The sequence below is a fragment of the Botrimarina mediterranea genome, assembly GCF_007753265.1.
GTDB classification, from domain to species: Bacteria; Planctomycetota; Planctomycetia; order Pirellulales; family Lacipirellulaceae; genus Botrimarina; species Botrimarina mediterranea.
In genome coordinates, this window is the sequence record NZ_CP036349.1 from 3202706 (window position 1) to 3224767 (window position 22062).

A 22062-nucleotide genomic window follows, 5' to 3' on the forward strand; every position below is an offset into this window, starting at 1 on the left:
GCCGAGTTGTTGAAGCGGGAGGAGTATCCAGCGATTTGACGAGCGGGCATCAGCGAGTGATCTGGCAGTTGCTGCCGGTGAGGTCGAGGCGGGGCCGGCCGCCGGTGGACCGTCGGGAGGTCCTCAACGCGATCCCGTGCTGGCACGGGACATTGACGCAAGAGGCTCTAGTCCGTCGGGGTTGGACACAGGCATCTCCTCGGCATCGTTACTGTCGTTACCCAGCAGGGCGAAGGCTTCCTCATGATCACTCACGTCCGTACGTTGGTTCATCAGGAACGCCAACTGTAGGGCGATCGCAAGGGAGCCACCGTTCTCATTTAAGCGAGGGCGCAGCGGCATTGGCTGAAACTGCTTCCGCTGCGTACCAGACATCTCTGCGAGTAGGAGTGAACCCATCGCGGGCTCGATTGCTAGGGCCTCAAAACCGCCATCGACGGACAGAACTCTGTCAATCGCTATCGCCTGCTTTAGGGCAGGTGCTAGTGGAATTGCTGGGTCATCCATGGTGAAGACAGCGAACCCCAGAAGAACCTGGTCGGCTCCCTCGACAACGTACTCGAGCGTCAGGCCGCTGTGGGGCGCGGAGAGGTCGAAGGGCGCGCCGAGGGCCAGCGACTCGCCGGGCAGCAACACAGTCGCGCCGGCGGCGTTGAGTTCGGAGAGGGCCGACGCGGTCGGCGCCGCCTCCTCCCAGCCGGCGATGGATTGGTCGCCGAGACTGTTCCAGGCGCCGTTGCCGGGAAGCAACGAGGCGTTGGCCGAGAGGAGGCTGTACCCAATCAGCGACAGCGGCGCCCCGGCGCCGTTCCACAGCCGGGCGTCGCCCGTCGAGGGGTCGATCATCAGCACGAGCGCATCAAGCACCGGCGGTTGGCCGTTCGCATCGCCGAGATGGTCGCGCCATACGGTGTAGTCCGCCGCGTTGACGACGCCGTCGCCGTTGCCGTCGGCCGCGTTCTGACCCGCGGCGCCGTAGGAAGCCCGCCACACGGCGTGGTCCGCCCGGGTGACCGCGCCGCTGCGGTCGTAGTCGCCGGCGAGAGGATCGATCACCGCTGCGAAGCTGAGCGGCGCGTTGTTCTCCGCCAGCCAGCGCGCGTTGAAGAGGTTCCAATCGTCGACGTCGGTGTCGCCATCGAAGTCGACGTCACCGTAGCTGACGCGCTCTTTGAGCGACAACAACGACCCGTCCGCGCCCCACCCCGCGCCGAACGCGGCGACGTCGTTCAGATCGAGCCTGCCGTTGAGATCGACGTCGCTCGTGGTGAACGGGAGCAAACGCCCCGAGTCGAGCACCGCAGCGATCTCCAGGAAGTTGATCCGGGTCTCCTTGTCGGCGGCGGCGCCGGCGTCGAGCGTGAGCCGGCCGTCATTCACCACGACGAGGCGCGTCGTCTCGGCGAACTCGTTGGCGTCGAGCGGCTGGCCCGCCCAGTAGCCCGTTCCCTCGACGTTCAATGTGTGATTGCTGGGGAAGCCGGCGTCGCCGACGCTGGCGGTCACCAAGTACTCGCCGTTGGGAACCTCGATCTCCCAGACGCCGCCGGCGTGGAAGTGGACCAGGGTGTCGAGCAGCGGGTCCGTGTTCGCGTCGCGGTCGCGGCTGACGTCGGTGTGGTCGGAGGACCAGCCATAACTCCAGCCGGCGCCGTGATCGGCGTAAGGCAGGCCCGTGTCGGCCAAGTAGCCGCCGGGGGCCGCGACCCCGGCAACTTGGAAGTTGATGTTCACTAACGGCTCGGCCGAGACCTGCGTCAGCCGGGCGCCGGCCCAGTCGGCGTGGTCCTCGCCGTTGCCGTCCCGGTTGTCGTCGACGATCAGCTTGAGCTCGCTCGCGCCCACGACGCTGACATCGACGGCCTGGGTGGGCGACGCGCCGGTCATTGTGCCGCTGTTGTAGACCTCGACCCCATCGACCAGCACACGGAAGACGACCGTGCCGCCGCCCACCTCGTCATCGACGCCGATGTCCGAGACGAAGCGTGCGTACTGGCCGTCGAGCGCGTAGGTGATCTCCGAGTTGGCATGGACGCCGAGCCCCTTGGGGTAGACCACGCCATTGAGGCGGATCGACCGTCCGTCGCCAGCGTCGTCCTCTCCATTGCTTGAGTCGAACTCGACAGGCCCCCAGCCATTCACCGGCGTCTCCGCCGGCGCCAGATCGCTCAGGTAGACGAAGTCCTCATCGTAGGTGCGGTACAGGGCGACGTAGGCCGTGTCGTCCTCTGGCGTGAAGATGGTCCGCTCGTTGTTCGTAACGCCGTCGAGCCACTGCACGAAGTAAGCGGTCCCGTCGCCGAGCGACTGCGTCAACGGCGCCTTGAGGGTCCGCTCGACGTTCTCAACGCCCCTGTCGGTGAAGGGCCCGTCGATCTCTTTGCCATCGATGGTCAGGGTCCCGGCGCCGCCGGGGAGGTTGGTCTGGACGACAAACTCCGACTTATGCGGCAGCACATCGACGAACGTCGACGACGTTAGCCCCGCAGAGTCGGTGACCGTTAGATTGATGCGGTACCAGACATTGTCATCGGTTTCGGTCGCGGTGGGGACTTGGAACTCGCCGCCGGAGACGCCCGTCGTCGGCGGGATGAAGGGATGCGAGTGGACGTTGTGATGGAAATCGACGCGCCAAGTGAGCTGGGAGTCGGCGAGCGTCCCGTCCTCCGCGTCGCTGGCGAAGCCGCTGAACGTGATGATGTCGCCCGCGGCGTAGGCAGCGCCTTCGGTGGGGAGCACGATGTGGGGCGTGGGGGGCGTGTCGCTGGTGACCGTCAGCGTCGCCGCCGCGCTGATGGCGCTGCCGAGGGCGTTCGTCACTACGGCGCGGTAAGTCTTCCCCGAATCGGCAAGCTGGACGCTATTGAGGTTGAGCGTGGCGGAGTTCGCGCCGGGGACATCGACGTAAGGGCCACCGCTCGAGACCTGCCATTGATACGCCAGCGGCGACGTGCCGGCGGCGCTGACGGTCATCTGCGTCGAGTACCCCACCGAGGCCAGTTGATCGCTGGGATCGACGACGATCGACGGGCCGACGTCGGCGGCGTACGCGATCTTGCGGACCGACCCCGAGCCGATGCCCGGCGCGCCCCCCGCGCCGGCGCCGCGCGAGATGTAGTACAGCGAGCCGTCGGGACCGAACTCGATGTTCATCGGGAAGTCGGCGCCCTTCGCGAAGACCGTCGCCTCGCCGGCGGCGGGTGGGTTCGCGGGGTCGATGAGCAACAGCTGGCCGCTGCAGAACTCCGCGAAGAAGACCTTCCCCTGGTACGACTCGGGGAACGCGTTGGCGCCGGGCTGAGTGAACGCGACGCCGGTGATCGCGCAGCCTAGCGTGTGGGGGTAGCCATAGAGCGGCTCGGTGAAGTCGGGGAACTGGCCGTCGTTGAAGGGTCCCTCGGTCGTGGGCCACCCGAAGTTGAGCCCCGGTTGGGTGGCGTCGTTGATCTCTTCCCAGCTGCCCGCGCCGACATCGGCGATCAGGTAACGACCGGTCAGCGGATCGAGGTCGCCGGCGAAAGGATTTCGCAATCCCGACGCCCAGATATAGTCCCGCCACGTGACGCCGTCGGCCGCGTTGTAGTACGGGTTGTCGGTCGGTATCGAGCCGTCCGAGTGGAGACGGAAGACCTTGCCGAGCGGCGACTCAAGGTCTTGCGACTGGGCGGACTGCTGCGACTCGCCGATCTGCACGTAGAGATGGCCCTCGGCGTCGAAGACCACCGAGCCGCCGATGTGCCACGGCGGATTGCCATACTCGGAGAGGGGTGGCAGCTCGAGGAGCGGGACTTCGCTCCCCGGCAGGATGGTGTTCTCGGTCGTGGGATCGACCGTTAGGCGACTCAGCCGGTTATGGGGCTCGGGCGTGTTGGCGGTGTAGTAGACGTAGACGTAATGGTTGTTCTCGAAGTCGGGATCGAGCTCGAGGCCCTGCAGGCCATGTTCGGCCGAGCCGTCGGCGTCGAGTTGATGGGCGAAGACCGGCTCGCTTGCGCCGGGTTCGAGGACCTCGATCCGACCGTCTTGATAGGCGACCCAAACCCGCCCGCTCTCGTCGATGTCGAGCGTGGTGGGGCTGGTCAGCTCCGCCGCCAAGACGGTTTCAGTGAACCCCGCCGGTACGTTCGCCAACAGCCGCCGATCTTCGAGCCGCTCGGCGCCCAGCGTCCGCGCCGCTAGAAGCCCTCGGTGCTTCCTGAACCTCATAACGCCCTCTTCACGGTTGTCGATCGACAGTTACTAGCGCGGTCCGTTTACGACCGGCGGCGCCGCGTCGCGGCGCCGAGCACGCCGGCCGACACCAGCAGGGCGCTCGTCGGCTCGGGCACGCTTTGCAGCATCGCATTGAGCTGGGCCATCGAGAGGCCGCCGAACTCGGAGTTGTTTCTCCACTCGAGGAAGTCGGTGAAATCAACCTCGCCGTCGCCGCTGAGGTCGCCAAGATTACGCGTAGCGACATTCATGCGGAAGTTGTCACGGATAATGGCGTAATCATCGAGGAGCACGTTGCCGTCGCCGTTGACGTCGCCGAGGACGATGCCGGAGATCTCCTCCAAGCGGATGTTATCAACATTAACTCGGGCCGCGCCCGTGGAGTTCCGGATGAACACGACGATGTTGCCGGTCGGCGCCGTGCCGCCAACGGTGAAGGTCGAGACACGCCCCAAGGCGCCGGAGCCGATCTGATTCAAGGCGCTGGCGTCGCGGAAGACGTTCCACAGGTTGTCGCCGTCCGGATTCCCCGAACCGTCCCAGACACCTTGGATGTCCATGAAGCCCGCGGTTCCGAGGTCCGTCCCGATGGCGTCGCTGGAAAAGACGCCGAACTCTACCTCACCGTGGGTGAAGCCCTCACGGTGTGCGCTGGCGAGATCAACCCGGTAAGTCATCCCAGGCTGAAACGACACTCCCAGGTCTTGGTAAAGCGTGCCGTTCTCCACACCGAGATACTGCAGGCCGTCCCCTCCCGACATGCCGACGCCGGTGATCGACTCGACGAACTCGTTGTTCGAGTCGAGGCTGGTCCAGCCGGTCGGGGTCTCCAGCAGGTACCCACCGGCGGCGTCGGGGCCCTCGAAGCTGTGGTTGACAATCGGTATCGAGACCGCCGATGCCGACGCCCCGAGCAGCAGCAGGCACGCCAGGGCCGCGGCGCCGTGGCTCGCGGATGGATGCGAATGACTCGTCGAACGGGTCATGGAAAGTTTCTCCCTAGTTGGACTTGCGACAAGCGAGGCCCACCGGCGCGTCGCTCCCGCGATTCGCCGGCGAGTGCTCTTGGTTAGCGTCGGTTGAGTAAGGTCGTAACAAGCGAAGCGGCGAAAGCGATCATCGCCCCGCTCGGCTCGGGGATCGCGATTGCCGTGACACGAACGTTGTCGATGTTCACACGGTTGCCGCTGTCGCCGAGGACACGGAGGAAGACCGCGACATTGCCGCTGGGGACGACGGGACCCGTCGTGAAGGTGTACACGTCGCCGAGCGCGCCGGACCCGATGGCAGCGAGGAGCGAAGCGTCTCGCAGCGTGTTCCAAAGGTTGTCGCCGTCCGGGTTGCCGCTGCCGTCCCAGACGCCCTGGATATCGGCGAAGCCCGGCGTGGCGAGGTCGACGCCGATCGCGTTGCTGTCGTACAGCCCGAACTCCAGGGTGCTGTGGGTGAAGGTTTCGCGGTGGGCAGAGGCGACGTCCACGGTATAGGTCGTGTTGGGGGCGAAAGCCACGCCGAGGTCTTGATGCACCTCGCCACCCTCGAAGCCGAAGTATTGCAGACCCTCACCGCCGGTGAATCCCACCGCCGCGCTGTTCTCGATGAATGGGTTGCCGGAGGAGGCGTCGGTCCAACCGGTCGGCACGCCAGCGGCGAATGAGCCGCCAACGTCGGGGTCTTCGAAGCTGTGGTTGAACACGGGGATGCTCGCAGCAACGGCGGAGGCGCTCGCCATCCCCAGTCCGATCAAGACAGCCGCTCCTGCCAAGACGTGTCGGTAACGTTTCATTAGTTCGCTCTCGGTGGTGTGGAATCTCATGGGTCGGATATCGCGGCGCCTTTCTCTCGTCCGTCGTGAAGCCCTCAACTAGCTTGGTCCCCCTAGCGTCGGCGTTGGCCAGTCGCCCGTCCAAGGGCGCCGGCCAGCAGCAGCACAAGGCCCGTCGGCTCGGGGACGGCCTCGGCGCTAGACGTCGATGTGGCCGCGGTTGCGCCATAGCGGCTCGCCCAAAAGTCGTAGTCGGCTTGGTCCACCACGCCGGGGCTGATGCCGCCTTCGTTCGGCAGACTGCCGGGGCCGAGGTTGTCCCGCCAGACGGTGTAGTCCGCGGCGTTGACGACGCCGTCGTTGTTGTAGTCGCCGGGGACGCTGACGATTTCGGGGATCGGCCCGTACTCGACGACCCCGGTGCGTACCTCTTCGACGCCATCGACCATAAGGAGGAACTCCAACTCGAGATCACGGACCCCGTCGAGCGAGAACATCTGCCCAAGCGAGAACGCCTGACCCGGGAAGAGCGTCGCCACGCCGTCTGGCACGAGTTCGGACAACGCGAAGCTGGCGTTGGCTGCGGGCGCGGCCTCGTCCCAATCGCCGACGGCCTGCGATTCGAGGCTTGTCCAATTGTCGCCGTCGAGCGAACCGAAGTCCGAGAGTATCGAGTAACCGACTAGGTCGATGGTGAACCGCGAGCCGTTCTGCAGCTGCGCGTCGCCCGTGACGGGGTCAACTGTGAGCAGGAGGTTGTTGGCGGCGGCCGTGCCGGTGTATTCGACCAGACCCTGCACAGCCGTTGTCGCGCCGTCCACCGCGTATTCGAACGTCACCTCATTCGGGGCGGCGCCAAACTCCTGCGGCGAGACATAGACGTTGCCCAGCTGGATCGCCGTGCCGGTGAGGGCTAGCGAGCCTTGCGAGTTCAATTCACTGAGCGACTGCGGAGACGGCGCCGTCTCTTCCCAGCCGGCGACCGATTGCTCGGTCATACTCGTCCAACCGGCCGGGTTGAGCCCACCGCTGTCTGACAGAACCGAGTAGCCGATGATGTCGATCGGGGTCCCGCTCGCATTCATCATCGTGACGGCGCCGGTGTTCGTGTTGACCTCGAGCGAGGCGTAACGGTCGTAGGAGAGTTCGAGAACTTTGCCGTTGCCGCCATCGCTGACCCGGGTGCGGTAAGCGTGCCCCGCCGGGACGGGCGAGAGCGCCGTATCGACAACGAACCCCGCGCCGGTGATCGCGCCGCCGTCGAGAATCGTCCACGAATCCCCCGCCGTGGGCGTGTAGCCGGCCGACGTTTGAATCGAGAGCAAGCCCTGCAAGTTGTTGATCCCCCCCGGCGTTGTGAGCGTCGTGTGGGTGTCGGCTTGCAGATCGACGATGTACTGACTGCTGCCTTCGAAGTCGATGAACCCGTCCGCCGAGAAGACATGCCCCGGGCCGTGCGTGATCGTGAAGCCGTTGAGGTACATCGAGTCGGTAGAGACGACGGAGGCCACCCCCGCGCCCCCGCCGATCTCCACGGTGCTGCCGGCATTGACGTCGAGGGACGTCGTCGAGAACGCGCCGCCGCTCTGGACTCGGAGCGTGCCCCTGCCGTCGAGCCCGATGTTCGCCACGCCGACCGGCGGGACGAGCGCCGGCGCGGCGACTTTCTCGATCAGGTTGAGCGAGCCCCCCGGCTGGATCACCAGCGAGCCCGATTCCCCCGCGCTCTGTCCCAAGACGAGGCCGGCCGCGTCCGGCGCCGTCGTGTTAAGCGTCGCGACGCCGCCGTTGTTGATGATCGCAACGTCTTCATAGAACTCATCGGGAACCGCGAGCGTGTCCCAGTTGTTGTCCCCCATCCAAGAGCTATTGCCCGCGGTCCAGAAAACATCGAAGGCCTGCGCCTCGGCGACAAACAGCGACAGGGCGGCCGCCATAAAGAGCCGCGGGCGCCAGCCGAGAGGGGACGATGGCGTCGACATCGAGATGCTCCGTCTTGTGGGTCAGCGCTAGTGCTGTGAGGAAGAGCGACGTCTGCCTCATCAGCAAGCGGGATGAGTCTTTCGAGTAGGGGGCGGCGTCGCGCTCAGTTGTTGACCGAGGCGACGTTGCCGTCGGCGCGGTTTCCGAGGTCGCGATGAATCTGCCAATCGAGGTCGTAACTCATTGCGTGAACGCTCCCATCGCACATCGCGACCAGCCACACGCTGGAATGGGCCGAGCCGAACCGGTTGGGGGATTGGGGGGACGTGAGATCGGAATCCGGGATCGGCACCAGCGCGTCGGCCCCGTTGTTAGTGGCCGTCGCGCGGAAGTTGTCGTTGTTGAAGCCGGTGCACCAAGTCTCATTGTCGCCGGCCCAGTCGGTGGTCGCGTCGTAGTTGTTCGCGGGGACGTATTTCTCACCAATCAGGTAGGTGTGCGATGTTCCGTCGGTGATCTGCCGGATGCCGACCTCGCTTCGGCCGAAGGAGACCCCGGAGTAGGCCGCCGTGCCATCGGCGGCATTGGTTGTGTTGAGGAGGTTATCCGCCCGTTCATAGAACTGGGCGCGGGCGGCTGCGGAGTAATCCGCGGGCCCCTCGTAGATCGTGTTGTCGGGCCATTCGACAAAGACGTGCCCGGCGTTGATCGCGTAGTCCATCTTGATCGACTCTTCGGGCGTCAGCGCGTTCTTCAATGTGCCGCCCCATCGCTTGTACGGGATCGCGGGGCGACGGCTCGGGCAGTTGGTGAGCTTTACCGGAGTCTGCACGACCGCCCGAGCCATTTCGAGTTGGGTCCTGTCGGGACGGCGGCCCGAGGCGTCGGTCCGTTGGCCGTCGCCGCTGCTGTCACGTAGCGCTTGCTCCTCGATGAACGGGAGCGTGTTGAAGACCCACCCGCCCGGCTGATCCTTGCCGAATCCCCAGTCGGGATCGCCGATGTACGCCCACCCCCATCCGCCGGTCTGGAAATGGCTGTGCACATCGTGGTGATTGATCGAGCCGAGAGCGAGCTGCTTGAGCTGGCTCTTGCACTGGTTGCGCCGCGCCGCTTCGCGGGCCGCTTGAACAGCCGGGAGCAACAGGGCGACCAGTATCCCAATGATGGCGATCACCACCAGCAACTCGACCAACGTAAAGCCGCTGGCCGCTGCATCGGGACGGACTCGAGATGCTGTTGGACGCTGCATACCAATGGCTGCTTGCAGAAGCCGGCACGGCACGAGGCCGTGCTTGATAACGACCTCACCGGCGGCTTGTGTGACGTTGAAGAGTGCTGAGACAAGGCGCGGCGGACGCCGCGAGAGCCTGCCGAGCGCAGGGGCCGCGGCCGCTCTTACCAGACATGGGCGCTAACGACGGCGAGGGTCGCAGAAAAATCTGCAAGAATCGCCGATTCGCCCCTCCGCGAAGAAACGACGGCTTCTGCAGAGAATTCTCGACACCTGAACGCGGCAAGTGGACAATCCCTTTGGGGCGAGTCACACTTGGCGGCCTTGTCAAACAACTCGTCATTCAACTCGCCAACGAGACGCCCCAACCGAACCGGGATTCTCGGCCAATTTGTCGATTCGTGGATTCTATTACCCCAACCGACGCAAGGCTGGTCGAACCGACGATGGGCGACGAACTCGATACGTTTGTCACCGAGCTCACCGGCAGCCAAACCAACCTGCGAGCGTATATTCTTGCGACCATCGGTAACCGCACCGACGCCCACGACATCCTGCAGCGCACCAACCTTGTTCTCTGGAAGAACGCCGCCAGCTTCCGACCCGGCGCGCCGTTCATGCCGTGGGCGATCACGATCGCTAAATACGAGATCCGGTCGTACTACCGTGAACGCGGGCGTGACCGCCACGTCTTCTCGGAGGACGTGGCGATGCTGATGCTACAAACGGTCCAAGAAGAGGTCGCCGACCCGACCGAGCGACAATACGCCCTCCGCCACTGCCTCGGCGACCTCCCCGCCAAGAGTCGGCGGCTGATTCAATTACGCTATGAGTCGGAGTTCACGCTGCAACAGATCGCCGAGAAGTTGCGACAAACGGAGAGCGCCGTGAAGAGCGCGTTCGCCCGGGTGAGACGGTCACTCGAGGCATGCGTCGAACGTCGCTTAGCCGCTGAGTCCCGCGAAACCCCTGCTTAAAGCTTTTGCTTGTTGGTTTGTACCGGATGTCCGACGCATCAGCCCATCACCGCGACCTCGACGAGATTCTCGCCGATGCCCTCGAGGGGCTGGCGACCGAAGACGAGTTGACCCGGCTCAGCGATGAGCTGCGGCAGAACGCCGAGTTCCGCACGCGTGCTTGCAGGTATCTCGTCGATGACTCGCTGATCGCCGAGCTGATCCTGCCGGCACGGCAGGTGAAGGGCTTGGTCGAGTCCTTGTCGGCGCCGCATCTCCGAACGACGCCCGCCCGGCGGAAGACGCCGGGCTCTTGGCTGGGCTTCTTCTATGAAAACCGTGGCGCCGTCGTCGCGGCCGCGGCGGCCGTGCTGTTGGTAGGGCTCTCCGTGCTGCACCTGCGGGCACTGAAGGAGATCGACCGGTTGCATTCGCTCGCCGTCGTCGATATCGCCCAGGTCGAAACCGCCGATGGCCGGTCGCCAGCGCAGAGCGACGGTTCGTCGTCGCCCCCTGCGAAACAAGTTGTCGGCCGCGTCTCGGGTCTTGATGGAGTCGAGTGGGAGAGCGACGAACAGGCACTGCGGTTCGGCGAGACGGTGCTGCAAGGGCGGATGATCAGCCTCACCAGTGGGGTCGTCGAGCTGCTGCTCACCACCGGCGCCAAGGTGACCATCGAGGGGCCCGCGAAGTTCGAGGCGGGATCGACGATCGAGACGACCCTCGATCACGGCAGGATCGCCGCCGCGGTGCCGCGCGCCGCGCGGGGCTTCACGATCTTCACGCCCACCTCCGAAGTGGTCGATCTCGGCACGCAGTTCGGCGTCTCGGTCGATGACCTTGGCGACACCGAGGTGCATGTCTTCGACGGCGACGTCGTGGCTCGATCACGCTTGAAGAACGCGTCAACAGAATTGGTGCACGCCCAGCAGAACCAAGCGGTTCGCTTCGGCTCGACCAGCGACAAGCCACAGCGTTTCGCCGCGCGGACTGCTGACTTCGTCCGGAGGCTCGGGCCGGCGATCACTTCGGAGTCGCTGCCGCCCTTGCCGGTAGTGAAAGACTTAGGCGTCTGGTACGCCGCTGACCTCGTTTCCAACATCACGCTCAACCAGCCCGTTTCCAGCTGGCGTGACGTTCTGGTTGGCGACAACGAGTTCCCCGACGACGCTTGGCAGTTCGAGGAGGGCCGTTGCCCACTGCTCGTCGAAGACGACGCCGACCGCCGCGCGCTGCGTTTCAACGGTTGGTCCACCTACCTCGAGACGGCGCCAATGGACACCAGCGACCGACAAACGGTCTTCGTCGTCTATGCGGCGGGCCCGGCGAACTTCGCGACCGACCACCAGGGCGGCATCCTCCTCAAGTACCCCACCGCTCCGTCGCTCGAAGTCGCCGTTTTCGGTGACCGCTCCACCCACGGCTGGGTGTGGCCCGGGCCGGGGAGCGATGGCAACGTGGGCGTAGTGCGCAGCGCCCCGGTGGAGGCCTCGGGGGTGACGGTGGTCGCATACACCTACGACGCCGTCGCGGGGCGTTCCGAACTCTGGAACAACGGCGTTAGCCAAGGTCAATCGGACGCGCCCATCGGCTTTAAGCAGCCGGGCCAACGCTACATCGGCAGGCACCCCGATCTCAACCTTGCGGCGGCGTTCTTCGGCAACATCTACGAGGTTCTGATCTATGACGCCGCGCTGGACAGCGAGGCGATGGCGGCATTGAACGGCTACCTGGCGGAGCGCTACAGGATCCCCCCAGGTTCGTGAGCGAAGGCGGCAATGCTTGGCCTAGCGGAAATATCGACACGACACCCTTGGTGCTCGCACGTGGCGGGCGGCAGGGCTATGCTGAGGGCAGTTCCTCTCTTCTTCTCCTGATCGTTTTCCGTCATGGCAAACCGCCGCTGTCAGCGTTGGTTGAGGCCCCACCGTTCGATCGGGTTCACGGTCGTCGAGCTGCTGGTGACGATCTCGATCGTGTCGCTGTTGGTGGCCATCACGAGCCCCGCGATCCAATGCGCTCGCGAGTCGGCCCGCCGGATCGAGTGCAAGAGCAACCTCAAGCAGTTGGCGCTCGCCTGCGTCGGGCACCACGATGTCCACGGCCATTTCCCGACAGGCGGGTGGGGTTGGTACTGGGTGGGCGACGCCGACCGAGGCTTCGGCAAGGACCAGCCCGGGGGCTGGATCTTCAACCTCCTGCCTTACGTCGAAGAGTATCCCCTCTACGACGGTACGACCGATGGCGACCCGTATGTGTTGACACGGCAACAACGGCTCGGCGCCATGACGATCGTGCAAACGCCCCTACGAATCATCAACTGCCCGTCGCGCCGCGCGAACACCGCCTACCCGATGTCAAACAACTCAGGCGGCGCCAACGGCTTCTTCAACGCCATCACGCCGCCAACCGCCGGCCGCAGCGACTACGCGATCAACTCGGGCCACGTCTACAACGAATGGCCCCAGCAGGAACTCGGCCGAGGCCCGCGCAGCTACCAAGAGGCGGACTACTGGACGACGAACAGCTTCTGGGGCGGCGAGCAACCGGCCGTGACCAAGAGGGTGCCCGGTTCCTTTGCCATGACGGGAATCGCCTTCGAGCGGAGCCAAGTCGCCCTCCGCCAAGTGTCGGACGGACTGTCGCACACTTATCTGCTCGGTGAACGTAACATCTCCCAGGCGGAATACCTCACGGGCTTTGACAGCGGCGACAACGAGACCTGGTGCACCGGCTTCAACAACGACAACTACCGCAAGACTGCCCGACTCGTCGGCGGCGAGCTCGTCGAGGCGTCCCCTGCGCCCGACTCGGCGCAAGGGCTTGAGGAACATCACGGCCGCTTTGGCTCGGCTCACCCCGCCGCCTGGAGCGTCGCCTTCTGCGACGGCAGCGTGCGAGAAATGTCCTACGACATCGACTGGCGGGTCCACCGTGACCTCGGCAACCGACTCGACGGCAATCAGCCAGTAGCAGTGGATTTGTCTGCAGCCGGCCATTAGCCATCTCGCATCGGCTCCAAAGTTTGAGCCATCATCTCTCATCGCCGCGATAGGCGTAAGCAGGCCGCGTACGCCACGGCATTTTACCAGAGCAACCCAGGCGCTAGGTCTGCGTGTAGCCTCCTCGATGTAATTCATTGGCGGATTTCTTATTTCGCCGGTCAGATTGTGTACAGCTGCGGACCTTCACTCTTACACCTTGGCTCTCGTCGTGCTGAGAACCCATTCCCTCCTTTGACAATTGTGTGTCCAATGCTTGTTTATGTTTCGTGGAATAGCCCGCCTCATGCCGAAGCAGCAATCGCATCGTCCGCTGCTCTCATGTTTAGCGACTTCCGCAATCTACCGATCTCCTAGGGTATGAACCTTAATAAACTGACGGCTGATCGCAGGCTTGCTCTGCTTGTCGTCGTTGCCCTCGTAACCGCCTACCCCTTTGTCGGACGACTCGCTCAGCAAGCCATCCGCGGGCATCAAAACCGGGTCGAGGACTGGCTGCCGACCACTTACCAAGAGACGCAAGAGCTCGGGTGGTTCCGTCACCGCTTTGTCGCTGACCAGTTTGTGGTCATCAGCTGGGAGGGCTGTACACTCGGTGACACGCCGGCGGAGGACGACCCGCGCATCGCCAAGCTCACCGCGGCGCTGCAGGTCGCCTCGCTCCCGCCGAACGAGGCGCCCTGCTTCCAGAGCGTGACGAACGGCCGCAAGACGCTCGAAGAGATGGCGGCCGCTGATATCCCCGAGCCGATCGCGCGCGAGCGGTTGGCGGGGACGCTCGTCGGCGTTGACGGCAAGCAGACATGCGTGATGGCGGTCCTCAGCGATGAGGCCGTCGACCACATGAAAGAAGTTATCGCGCCCCCGCGACCGGCGACACTCATCCAGCCCGAGTCGCCGCTCTCGCCGCTGTTCGCCGCGATCCAGGGGGCGGGCCTCGACCCGGCTGAGGTGCATCTGGGCGGACCGCCGATCGACAACGTCGCGATCGACGAAGAGGGGCAGAAGACGCTGGCCAATCTGGCGGTGCTCTCCAGCAGCCTCGGCATCGGCCTGGCGTGGTGGTCGCTACGCAGCCTACGGATGACGGCGCTGGTGTTCATCGTCGGCCTCGGCAGCAGCGCGGTGTCGCTGGCGATGGTGCCGCTCACCGGCGGGTCGATGGACGCGATTATGATGTCGATGCCGGCGCTCATCTACGTGCTCGCCGTGTCGGGGTCGCTGCACTACCTCAACTACTACAAGACGATCGCGATCAGCGAGGGCGTCGAGCACGCCGCTTCCGAAGCGTTCTGGCACGCCTGGCGACCGTCGTTGTTGTGCAACGTCACGACGTCTGTCGGGTTGCTGTCACTCCTTGCCAGCGATATCACGCCCATCCGCCGCTTCGGCCTCTACTCGGCGATCGGCGTGATGATGTCGCTGGTGGTGCTGTTCAGCTTTCTGCCGGCGATGCTGACGCTGTGGCCGTGGCGCCCCAAGGGCTCACAAGTCGATAACGAGCCGCGCCAGAGCCCCTTCTGGCGTCGCTACGCGATGGCTGTGGAGCGCCACTACGGCAAAGTGCTCTTCGCTTCGATCGCTGTGATCATCGCGCTGGCGCTCGGGCTGCCGAGAACCACGACCTCGATCGACCTGCTAAAGCTCTTCAGCCCCGACGCGCAACTGCTCCAGGACTACCGCTGGTTCGAGGACCACCTCGGCAAGCTGGTGCCGGCGGAGCTCGTGGTGCGATTCCCTGGCTCGGCGCTGCGGGAGTCGCTCCCCGAGACGGCGACGCCGCGCACGGTGGCGTCCTCGTTCACGATGCTCGAGCGGCTCGAGTTGGTGCGGCGGATCGAGACCACCGTACGGCAGCGTCTCGGCGCCGACGGCGAGGGACTCGTCGGCGCTACGATGTCAGCGGCGACCTTCGCGCAGACCCCCGAGGACACGTCAGGGCTCGGCCGGTCGGGGCAGCGCTACGCAATTAATGAAGAGCTGATCAAGGCTTGGCCGCGGCTCGAGAAGACCGGCTTCTTGCGCAAGGATGCGGAGACAGGGGAAGAACTCTGGCGGATCACGGTCCGCTGCGCGGCGTTTCATGCCGAGGACCGCGACGAAGTCGTTGGCGACATCCGCAAGGTGGTCGCCCCCGTGATCGCAGGGTACGATGCAGGAGTCGAGACGCTCGCCGATATCTCGAAGTTCGAAGGTGAAGCCCCCCGCGTTCCCAAGGTGGCGATTTATGCGCGCGGGGGCGTCACCGACGACGTACGGACGGCGGGCGGCCTGCTGCGCGACCGCGGGTTGCGCGTGGCGGTGCTCGATCATCCGCTAAGCCAAGCAACCGAGAGCGAGCGGAACGCGCTGAAGGAACAAGACTACGTCCTCGCCTACGGCGCTTCGGCCGCCGACCTGGAGTCGTTGCGCGCCTTGGGACCGGCCGTCAAACCGATGTCCGCGGAGTCCGCTGACGGTCCCGTCCGTGTCGTCTACACCGGTGTCTTACCGATCGTTTACAAGGCGCAGCGGGAGTTGCTCAATAGCCTGATCGAAAGCACTTGGTGGTCGTTCGGCACGATCTTGCCGTTGATGATCTTTGTCTGCCGCAGTTTCCTGGGCGGCATTGTCGTGATGCTCCCCAACGTGCTCCCAGTGCTCGTTGTCTTTGGCGGGATGGCGTGGGCCGGCATGGCGGTCGATATCGGTTCGATGATGGCCGCCAGCATCGCGCTAGGCGTCGCGGTGGACGACACGATCCACTTCCTCGCTTGGTACCGCGACGATGTCGAGAGACTCGGCTGCCGCAACGAGGCGATCGTCTCCGCCTACGAGCGCTCGGCCGCACCGACGTTGCAAGCGGGGCTTGTCAACGGGCTTGGCTTGTCGGTCTTCGCCATGAGCTCGTTCATCCCGACGCAGCGCTTCGGCCTGCTGATGCTGGCGATCCTCATCGCCGGCATCGTCGCCGAGCTCGTGCTGCTGCCGGCGATGCTCTTCAGCCCGCTGGGCCGGGTGTTCGATCCACCGAAGAAACGCGTTGACAACGTCGAGCCGATCGCGACCGGAATCGTGGCGTCCAAGGCGATCTAGTGTCCTGAGTTAGTCGTTCGTTCACATTCAGAGTCCGTGCCGCGATGCGGATGCTAAGGAGTGAGCACCACGACGGACACGACGGTTTGCCTCTTGATGCTATGACGCCTCGCCAAGCAGGCCGTCGTGTTCTTCGTGCCCGTCGTGGTTAGTCTCTAATCATGTCTCGTTTTAAACCTGGTTCAATTTGGGTACGAACTTCGAACTAGGGGTTCACGTCGGCGCCGGAGGGCGAGCGCATCAGTCCGAGCTTCGCGCGCAGCGTCGTTCTCGAGATGCCTAGCAAGGCGCTGGCCTCGACTTGGTTGCCGCCGGTCACCCGCAGCGCCTCGTCGAGCACGACGCGATCCACGGCCAGAACGACTTTGCGGTACACGTGGCCCGTGCCGCCCGCGATCAGCTGCCGGGCTAGTTGCGCCACATCGAGCGAGCCGTCGGCGCTTGGCTCGACGGTCTCGCCGAGATTGCGGATCGCTTCGGGCAGGCAATCGGGCGTGAGCACGTCGGACGTCGCGTTCACGAGGGCCGTCTTTACGGCGCCCTGTAGCTCGCGCACGTTGCCCGGCCAGTCGTAGGCTTCGAGGAGGCGCAACGCCTCGGGCGCCACGCCGGTGACGCGGCGGCCGACCTCGGCGGCGTGCCGACGGAGAAAGAACTCGACCAACTGCGGCACGTCGTCCCGCCGGGCGCGTAAAGGCGGCAACGCGATCGTATAGGTGTTCAGCCGGTAGAAGAGGTCTTGGCGGAAGCGACCGGCGGACACCAGCTCGGGCAGATTCTGATTCGTGGCGGCGATGACGCGGACATCGGTCTGAATCGTCTCGTTGCCTCCGACGCGTTCGAACCGCTGGTCCTGCAACAGCCTTAGCACCTTGGCCTGGATGCCGGGGCTCATGTCGCCGATCTCGTCGAGGAAGACTGTGCCGCCGTCGGCCTGCTCGAACCGGCCGACGCGCAGCCGGTCGGCCCCGGTGAACGCGCCGCGTTCGTGGCCGAACAGCTCGCTCTCTAGCAGGTTCTCCGGTATCGCGGCGCAGTTGATCGCCAAGAATGGCTTGTTGGCCCGCCGGCTGTGCTGATAGATCGCGCGGGCGACCAGCTCCTTGCCGGCGCCGCTCTCGCCGAGCAGCAGCACGTTGACGTCCGACTCGGCGACACGCCCGATCGCCTTGAAGACCTCTTGCATGGCGGCGCTGCGTCCGACGAGGCGATCGTCCTCCACTCCGCCAGCCGCCGCGTCACCCGCCGCGGCGTCCTCGGTCGCCACGGACCGGTGGGCGAGACGATTCGCTTCCAAGGCCCGCTGGACGACCGCCCGCAAGGTCGGCAGGTCGAAGGGCTTGAGCAGGTAGTCGAAGGCGCCACGCTTGGTCGCCTCGATGGCGGTGTCGGTCGTGCCGTGGGCGGTGATGACAACCACCGTCAGCCGCGGGTCGATCTCCCGCATCGCCGACAGCGCGTCGATCCCCGACAGGTCGGGGAGCCGCACGTCGAGCAGCACAAGATCGACGCCGCCCGCCCGCACCCGTTCGATGCCCGCCCGTGCGGTCTCGCACGATTCAACGGCGACGCCCTCGGAGGTGAGCGTCTTGGCGAGCGAGTAGCGGACGCTCGCTTCATCATCGACAACAAGAATTCGGTCGGTGCTCATACCGTTGGCTTCAGGGGAGTTGAGCGATCGTAGATTGGCAGCTGGACGCTAAAGGCGGCGCCGCCGTCGGGGCGGTTCTCCGCGGCGATGCGGCCGCCGTGGGAGGCGACGATCCGCTGCGAGACCGCCAGCCCGAGACCGATGCCGGTGTCCTTGGTGCTGACGAAGGGCTCGAAAAGTCGCGGCTCGATCTCCGGGTCGATGCCGGCGCCGCGGTCGGCGACTTCGATGACCGCCTCACCGTCTGCCGCGGGACCGATTGTCACCAGGACCTCGCCGCCCCCCGGCTGGGCGTCGATGGCGTTGATCATCAGGTTCAGCAGCACCTGCCGCAACTGCTGCCTGTCGGCGAGCAACTCGACGGCGCCATCGACCTGGTGCTCGATCGTCACACCGACCCGTTCCGCCCGGGGCCGAACGATATCAACGGCTTGCAGCACTTCGGCGACGGCGTCGACGCGACCCCTCACCAGCCGCGGCGGCCGGGCGAAGTCGAGGAAGGTTTGCAGCATCTGTTCCATCCGCGCCGCCTCTTCACGGATCATCGCCACTTCCGCGGCGTTCATCGGTTCGCCTTGCTCGGCCGAGTTGTCGGCGAGCAGCTTGATGGCGGTCAACGGGTTGCGCAGTTCGTGGGCGATGCCCGAGGCGAGCTGGCCAACCGCCGAGAGCTGATCGGCGCGCGCGGCCGTTTCGCGCGATCGCTGCAACTCGGTGACCATCCCTTCGGTCTTCACCTGGACCTCGCTCATGACGTCGATCAACTCCTGGAGCTCGCTGGTTGGCTGGGCGGGACTCGCCCCTTCCGTCAACGACTCGCTGAGCGACTGCACCGAGCCGCCGAGCGTCTCGATCGAGCGGACAACGCTCCGAGAAACGCCCAAGCCCGCGATCAGACCCGCCGCCGACCCGCAGAGCCCCAGGAAGGCAAGCCCCGTGCCGACACGGCGGGCGAACAAGACATTCTCCGAGCTGATCGCCTCGAGCGTCCCTTGGTTGGCGTTGAGAAGGTCGCCCGCTGCGTCGACCGCCGGCCCGCGGAGCACCGCCATCCCGGCCTCAAACTCCTCACGACCCATCTCCCCGGCGTTCGACAACAGGTTCTCGATCGTCGCCATCCGCTGCTGCACCACCTCAAGCAGTTGCCGGTCGTGCGGGTGTTCTTTAATCGTCTGGAGCAAGTGGGCCGCCTCGGCAAAGGACGCCTGGGCTGCCTCCAGCGCCTCGGGTGTCCCGCGCGCGTATAGCGTCATCTCGTTGCGGGTGTCACGGAGCGCAAACACCAACTCCTCCGAACTCAAGACGGCGTCGACCCACCGGTCGAGCTCGTCAGAGAGGTGCGCGTTGAGCTGATAGATGTAGGCGCCGGCGACGAGGCCGAAGGCGAGCAGCAACACGCTGACGACCAGCGTCGGCAGGCTCATCCGCCACATCAGCGGGATTTGTCGTTTCACAACTGAACGCGGTGGCCAGCGGTTGTACAGGTAAAAGATGGGACCAAGGTTGGCGGGCGACGCCGCTCTAGCATAGCGAGAGCGGGGCCCCTCTCGGCTAGCACTCCTTGTGCCGCCCGGCCACGGTATACTGGCGGGAATGCCAACCGCAGAACGACGTCCGCCGGGAATCCCCGAGTTGCTGGCCCCCGCCGGCAACTTCGAGTGTGTCCGCGCCGCGGTCGAGAACGGCGCCGACGCGGTCTATTTCGGCCTCCAGAACGGCTTCAACGCCCGGGCCCGGGCCGACAACCACGCTCTAAACGACCTCGGCGAGACCATGGCCTTCCTCCGCCGCCGCGGGGTAAAGGGCTACGTCACGCTCAACACGCTGATCTTCAGCGACGAGTTGCCGGCCATCGAAGAGGCCGTTATCGCCGTCGCCGAGGCCGGGGTCGACGCCGTTCTCGTGCAGGACTTGGGCCTCGTGCGGCTCGTACGCGCCGTCTGCCCGGACCTGCCGGTCCATGCCTCCACCCAGATGACGCTGACCAGCGCCGAGACCGTCCGCGCGGCCGAGCGACTCGGCGTCGAGCGCGTCGTCTTGGCACGTGAGCTGTCGCTCGCCGAGGTCCGCAAGATCCGCGATCGGACATCGGTCGAGATCGAGACCTTTGTTCACGGCGCGCTGTGCGTCGCCTACTCGGGCCAGTGCCTCACGAGCGAGTCGCTCGGCGGTCGCAGCGCCAACCGCGGGCAGTGCGCCCAGGCCTGCCGGCTGCCGTACGAGCTCGTTTGCGATGGCAAGGATGTCGAACTCGGCGCGCAGAAGTATCTGCTTAGTCCCCAAGACTTGGCGGCGTTCGAACTCGTTCCCGAGTTGATCGACGCGGGCGTCGGCTGTTTGAAGATCGAGGGACGCCTGAAGACGCCCGAGTACGTCGCCAACATCACCCGTCACTATCGCCGCGCAATTGACGCAGCCGCCGCGGGTCGCGCCGTCTCGTTTTCGCAACGCGACGTGACCGAGATGGAGCTTTCCTTCTCCCGGGGCTTCTCGCCCGGCTGGCTGCACGGCTGCGATCACAAGCAACTCGTCCCCGCCACGAGCTCGGCGAAGCGCGGCGTGCGCATCGGCGAGGTGATCGACGTGCGGCGCGACCGGGTCATGGTGCGGCTCTCGAACCCGCTGGCGGCGGGCGACGGCGTCGTCTTCGACGGCGACCGCCTCACCGGCGCCGAGCAGGGGGGCCGCGTCTACACGATTCACCTCGACGGCGAATGGATCACGGGAGAAGCTTCGCCGGGCGAAGTCGAGCTGGCGTTCGGCCACGGCGCGATCGACCTCGATTCGCTCTACCCAGGACAAACGCTCTGGAAAACCGACGACCCCAAGCTCAACGCCGCGCTGCGCAAGACATACACCGGCGCCGATCCCCTCCGTCGCCAGCCGATCGATGTGGAAGTGGAAGCCAAGGCGGGCGAACACCTCCTTGTGACGGCAACGGCATTGCGAGGTACCCAAGTCCGGGTGGCGTCGGCACAGCCTTTGGAAGTAGCCCAGCGTCACCCAGCGAGCGAAGCGATGCTCGCCGAGCAACTCGGGCGTCTCGGCGGATCGGACTACGAACTGCGTCAGCTCACGGCGTCGATCGAAGGCGGTCCGATGGTCCCGCTGAGCATTCTCGGCCAACTGCGGCGCGAATTGATCGCAAAACTCGACGAGGCCCTCTCCGCGCCGCCGGCGCGACGGATCGACCGTCATGCGGCCCGTGCCCTGATGCCAGAGCGCGTCGAATCGCAAGCCGCCGGTGAACCTCAACTGCGGGTGTTGGTGCGTTCGTTGTGGCAACTCGGCGCCGTGCTCGCAGCCGGCGAAACGCGTCTCGCCGCCGACTTCGCCGACATCCGTGAATACGGCGAAGCGGTCCGCATCGCCCGCGACGCCGGCGCCGACCTCTTGCTGGCGACGCCGCGCATCCAGAAGCCCGGCGAAGCGGGCGTCTTCCTGGCGATGCGTAAGCAACAGCCCGATGGCTTTCTGGTGCGTAATCTCGCCGGCGTCGATTTCTGCCGCGAGCACGGCTTGCGGTTCGTTTGCGACTTCTCACTCAACGCCGCCAACCCGATCACCGCGGCCTACTTGAAAGAACTCGGCGCCGAATGCGTCACCGCTTCGTACGACCTCAACCGCGAACAAATCCTCGACCTCGCCGCGCAAACGCCGCCCGAGTGGCTCGAGGTGGTCGTCCATCAGCATATGCCGATGTTCCACATGGAGCATTGCGTCTTCTGCTCGCTGCTGTCGCCGGGGACGAACAAGACCAACTGCGGCAGGCCCTGCGATCGGCACGACGTGAAGCTCCGCGACCGCACCGGCGCGCTGCACCGCCTCACCGCCGACGTCGGCTGTCGCAACACGCTCTTCAACGCTGTGCCACAGTCGGCGGCCGAAGCCATTCCTTCGCTGTTGGCGACCGGCATCCGCTCGTTCCGCGTCGAGTTCCTCGAAGACGAGGACGCCATCGCCGACACGCTGCGTGTGTACCGCGATTTGCTCGCCGGACGCATCTCTGGCAAAGACGTCTGGCGCCGCTTGAAGGCCGCCAATCGTGTCGGCGTCACGCGCGGCACGCTCGAAGAGAAAAGAAACCCTCTGGCGATCTTGTAATCGTCGCAGCCTCTTCTTCCAGCCACTTGTAGCGTTTTGCAAACGCCGCGAGCGATCGGTTTGTCATGACGGCGTCAGCACGTTATAACGCGGCGCAGTGGGTCGTCGCCCAAGGCGACGACACTTCGAAGTCCTCCTTG

Annotated in this window: 12 protein-coding genes; 5 read left to right on the forward strand and 7 right to left on the reverse strand. The window is 65.3% G+C overall.

Going from position 1 to position 22062, the window contains the following annotated elements; all coding sequences use genetic code 11:
• Window positions 1-123: 123 nt before the first annotated feature.
• The 5 genes from Spa11_RS12410 to Spa11_RS12430 all read right to left on the reverse strand — a co-directional run bounded on the left by Spa11_RS12410 (window position 124) and on the right by Spa11_RS12430 (window position 9152).
• The gene (locus Spa11_RS12410) at window positions 124-4206 is read right to left on the reverse strand and encodes an NPCBM/NEW2 domain-containing protein (protein ID WP_145112685.1); all 4083 of its coding nucleotides are present in this window, start codon (window positions 4204-4206) and stop codon (window positions 124-126) included.
• 47 nt (window positions 4207-4253) lie between these two features.
• Entirely contained in the window at window positions 4254-5198 is a 945-nt protein-coding gene (locus tag Spa11_RS12415) for a PEP-CTERM sorting domain-containing protein (protein WP_145112686.1), read from the reverse strand.
• A gap of 83 nt (window positions 5199-5281) precedes the next feature.
• Complete coding sequence (locus Spa11_RS12420) at window positions 5282-5998, reverse strand: hypothetical protein (RefSeq protein ID WP_145112688.1); 717 nt, start codon at window positions 5996-5998, stop codon at window positions 5282-5284.
• A 92-nt stretch (window positions 5999-6090) separates the two neighbouring features.
• The gene (locus tag Spa11_RS12425; protein WP_145112690.1) at window positions 6091-7959 is read right to left on the reverse strand and encodes a hypothetical protein; all 1869 of its coding nucleotides are present in this window, start codon (window positions 7957-7959) and stop codon (window positions 6091-6093) included.
• 104 nt (window positions 7960-8063) lie between these two features.
• Complete coding sequence (locus Spa11_RS12430) at window positions 8064-9152, reverse strand: DUF1559 family PulG-like putative transporter (RefSeq protein WP_145112692.1); 1089 nt, start codon at window positions 9150-9152, stop codon at window positions 8064-8066.
• Between the two features lie 383 nt (window positions 9153-9535).
• On the opposite strand from Spa11_RS12430, the gene Spa11_RS12435 reads away from it, so the two are divergent.
• The 4 genes from Spa11_RS12435 (at window position 9536) to Spa11_RS12450 (ending at window position 16167) form a co-directional block, all read left to right on the forward strand.
• On the forward strand, window positions 9536-10111 hold the full coding sequence (locus tag Spa11_RS12435) for a sigma-70 family RNA polymerase sigma factor (RefSeq protein WP_197529350.1): 576 nt from the start codon (window positions 9536-9538) through the stop codon (window positions 10109-10111).
• Between the two features lie 26 nt (window positions 10112-10137).
• On the forward strand, window positions 10138-11856 hold the full coding sequence (locus Spa11_RS12440) for a FecR domain-containing protein (RefSeq protein ID WP_231932917.1): 1719 nt from the start codon (window positions 10138-10140) through the stop codon (window positions 11854-11856).
• A gap of 123 nt (window positions 11857-11979) precedes the next feature.
• Window positions 11980-13092, forward strand: a complete 1113-nt coding sequence (locus Spa11_RS12445; RefSeq protein WP_145116995.1) for a DUF1559 family PulG-like putative transporter — start codon at window positions 11980-11982, stop codon at window positions 13090-13092.
• A gap of 360 nt (window positions 13093-13452) precedes the next feature.
• Complete coding sequence (locus tag Spa11_RS12450; protein ID WP_145112696.1) at window positions 13453-16167, forward strand: efflux RND transporter permease subunit; 2715 nt, start codon at window positions 13453-13455, stop codon at window positions 16165-16167.
• Between the two features lie 205 nt (window positions 16168-16372).
• Here Spa11_RS12450 and Spa11_RS12455 read toward each other — a convergent pair whose 3' ends face one another.
• Together Spa11_RS12455 and Spa11_RS12460 are read right to left on the reverse strand one after the other, a co-directional pair.
• Window positions 16373-17818, reverse strand: coding sequence for a sigma-54-dependent transcriptional regulator (locus Spa11_RS12455; RefSeq protein ID WP_145112698.1), 1446 nt, complete (start codon window positions 17816-17818; stop codon window positions 16373-16375).
• Window positions 17815-19272, reverse strand: coding sequence for a sensor histidine kinase (locus tag Spa11_RS12460; RefSeq protein WP_145112700.1), 1458 nt, complete (start codon window positions 19270-19272; stop codon window positions 17815-17817). Before Spa11_RS12460 ends, Spa11_RS12455 begins: the two co-directional genes overlap by 4 nt.
• Window positions 19273-19411: 139 nt before the next feature.
• On the opposite strand from Spa11_RS12460, the gene Spa11_RS12465 reads away from it, so the two are divergent.
• Complete coding sequence (locus Spa11_RS12465) at window positions 19412-21922, forward strand: DUF3656 domain-containing U32 family peptidase (protein WP_145112702.1); 2511 nt, start codon at window positions 19412-19414, stop codon at window positions 21920-21922.
• Window positions 21923-22062 lie beyond the last annotated feature (140 nt).

Excerpts from the sequence above, each read along its gene's own strand:
- Spa11_RS12410 (WP_145112685.1), bottom strand. The coding sequence starts at position 4,206 with ATGAGGTTCAGGAAGCACCGAGGGCTTCTAGCGGCGCGGACGCTGGGC.
- Spa11_RS12415 (WP_145112686.1), bottom strand. The coding sequence starts at position 5,198 with ATGACCCGTTCGACGAGTCATTCGCATCCATCCGCGAGCCACGGCGCC.
- Spa11_RS12420 (WP_145112688.1), bottom strand. The coding sequence starts at position 5,998 with ATGAAACGTTACCGACACGTCTTGGCAGGAGCGGCTGTCTTGATCGGA.
- Spa11_RS12425 (WP_145112690.1), bottom strand. The coding sequence starts at position 7,959 with ATGTCGACGCCATCGTCCCCTCTCGGCTGGCGCCCGCGGCTCTTTATG.
- Spa11_RS12430 (WP_145112692.1), bottom strand. The coding sequence starts at position 9,152 with ATGCAGCGTCCAACAGCATCTCGAGTCCGTCCCGATGCAGCGGCCAGC.
- Spa11_RS12440 (WP_231932917.1), top strand. The coding sequence starts at position 10,138 with ATGTCCGACGCATCAGCCCATCACCGCGACCTCGACGAGATTCTCGCC.
- Spa11_RS12445 (WP_145116995.1), top strand. The coding sequence starts at position 11,980 with ATGGCAAACCGCCGCTGTCAGCGTTGGTTGAGGCCCCACCGTTCGATC.
- Spa11_RS12450 (WP_145112696.1), top strand. The coding sequence starts at position 13,453 with ATGAACCTTAATAAACTGACGGCTGATCGCAGGCTTGCTCTGCTTGTC.
- Spa11_RS12455 (WP_145112698.1), bottom strand. The coding sequence starts at position 17,818 with ATGAGCACCGACCGAATTCTTGTTGTCGATGATGAAGCGAGCGTCCGC.
- Spa11_RS12465 (WP_145112702.1), top strand. The coding sequence starts at position 19,412 with ATGCCAACCGCAGAACGACGTCCGCCGGGAATCCCCGAGTTGCTGGCC.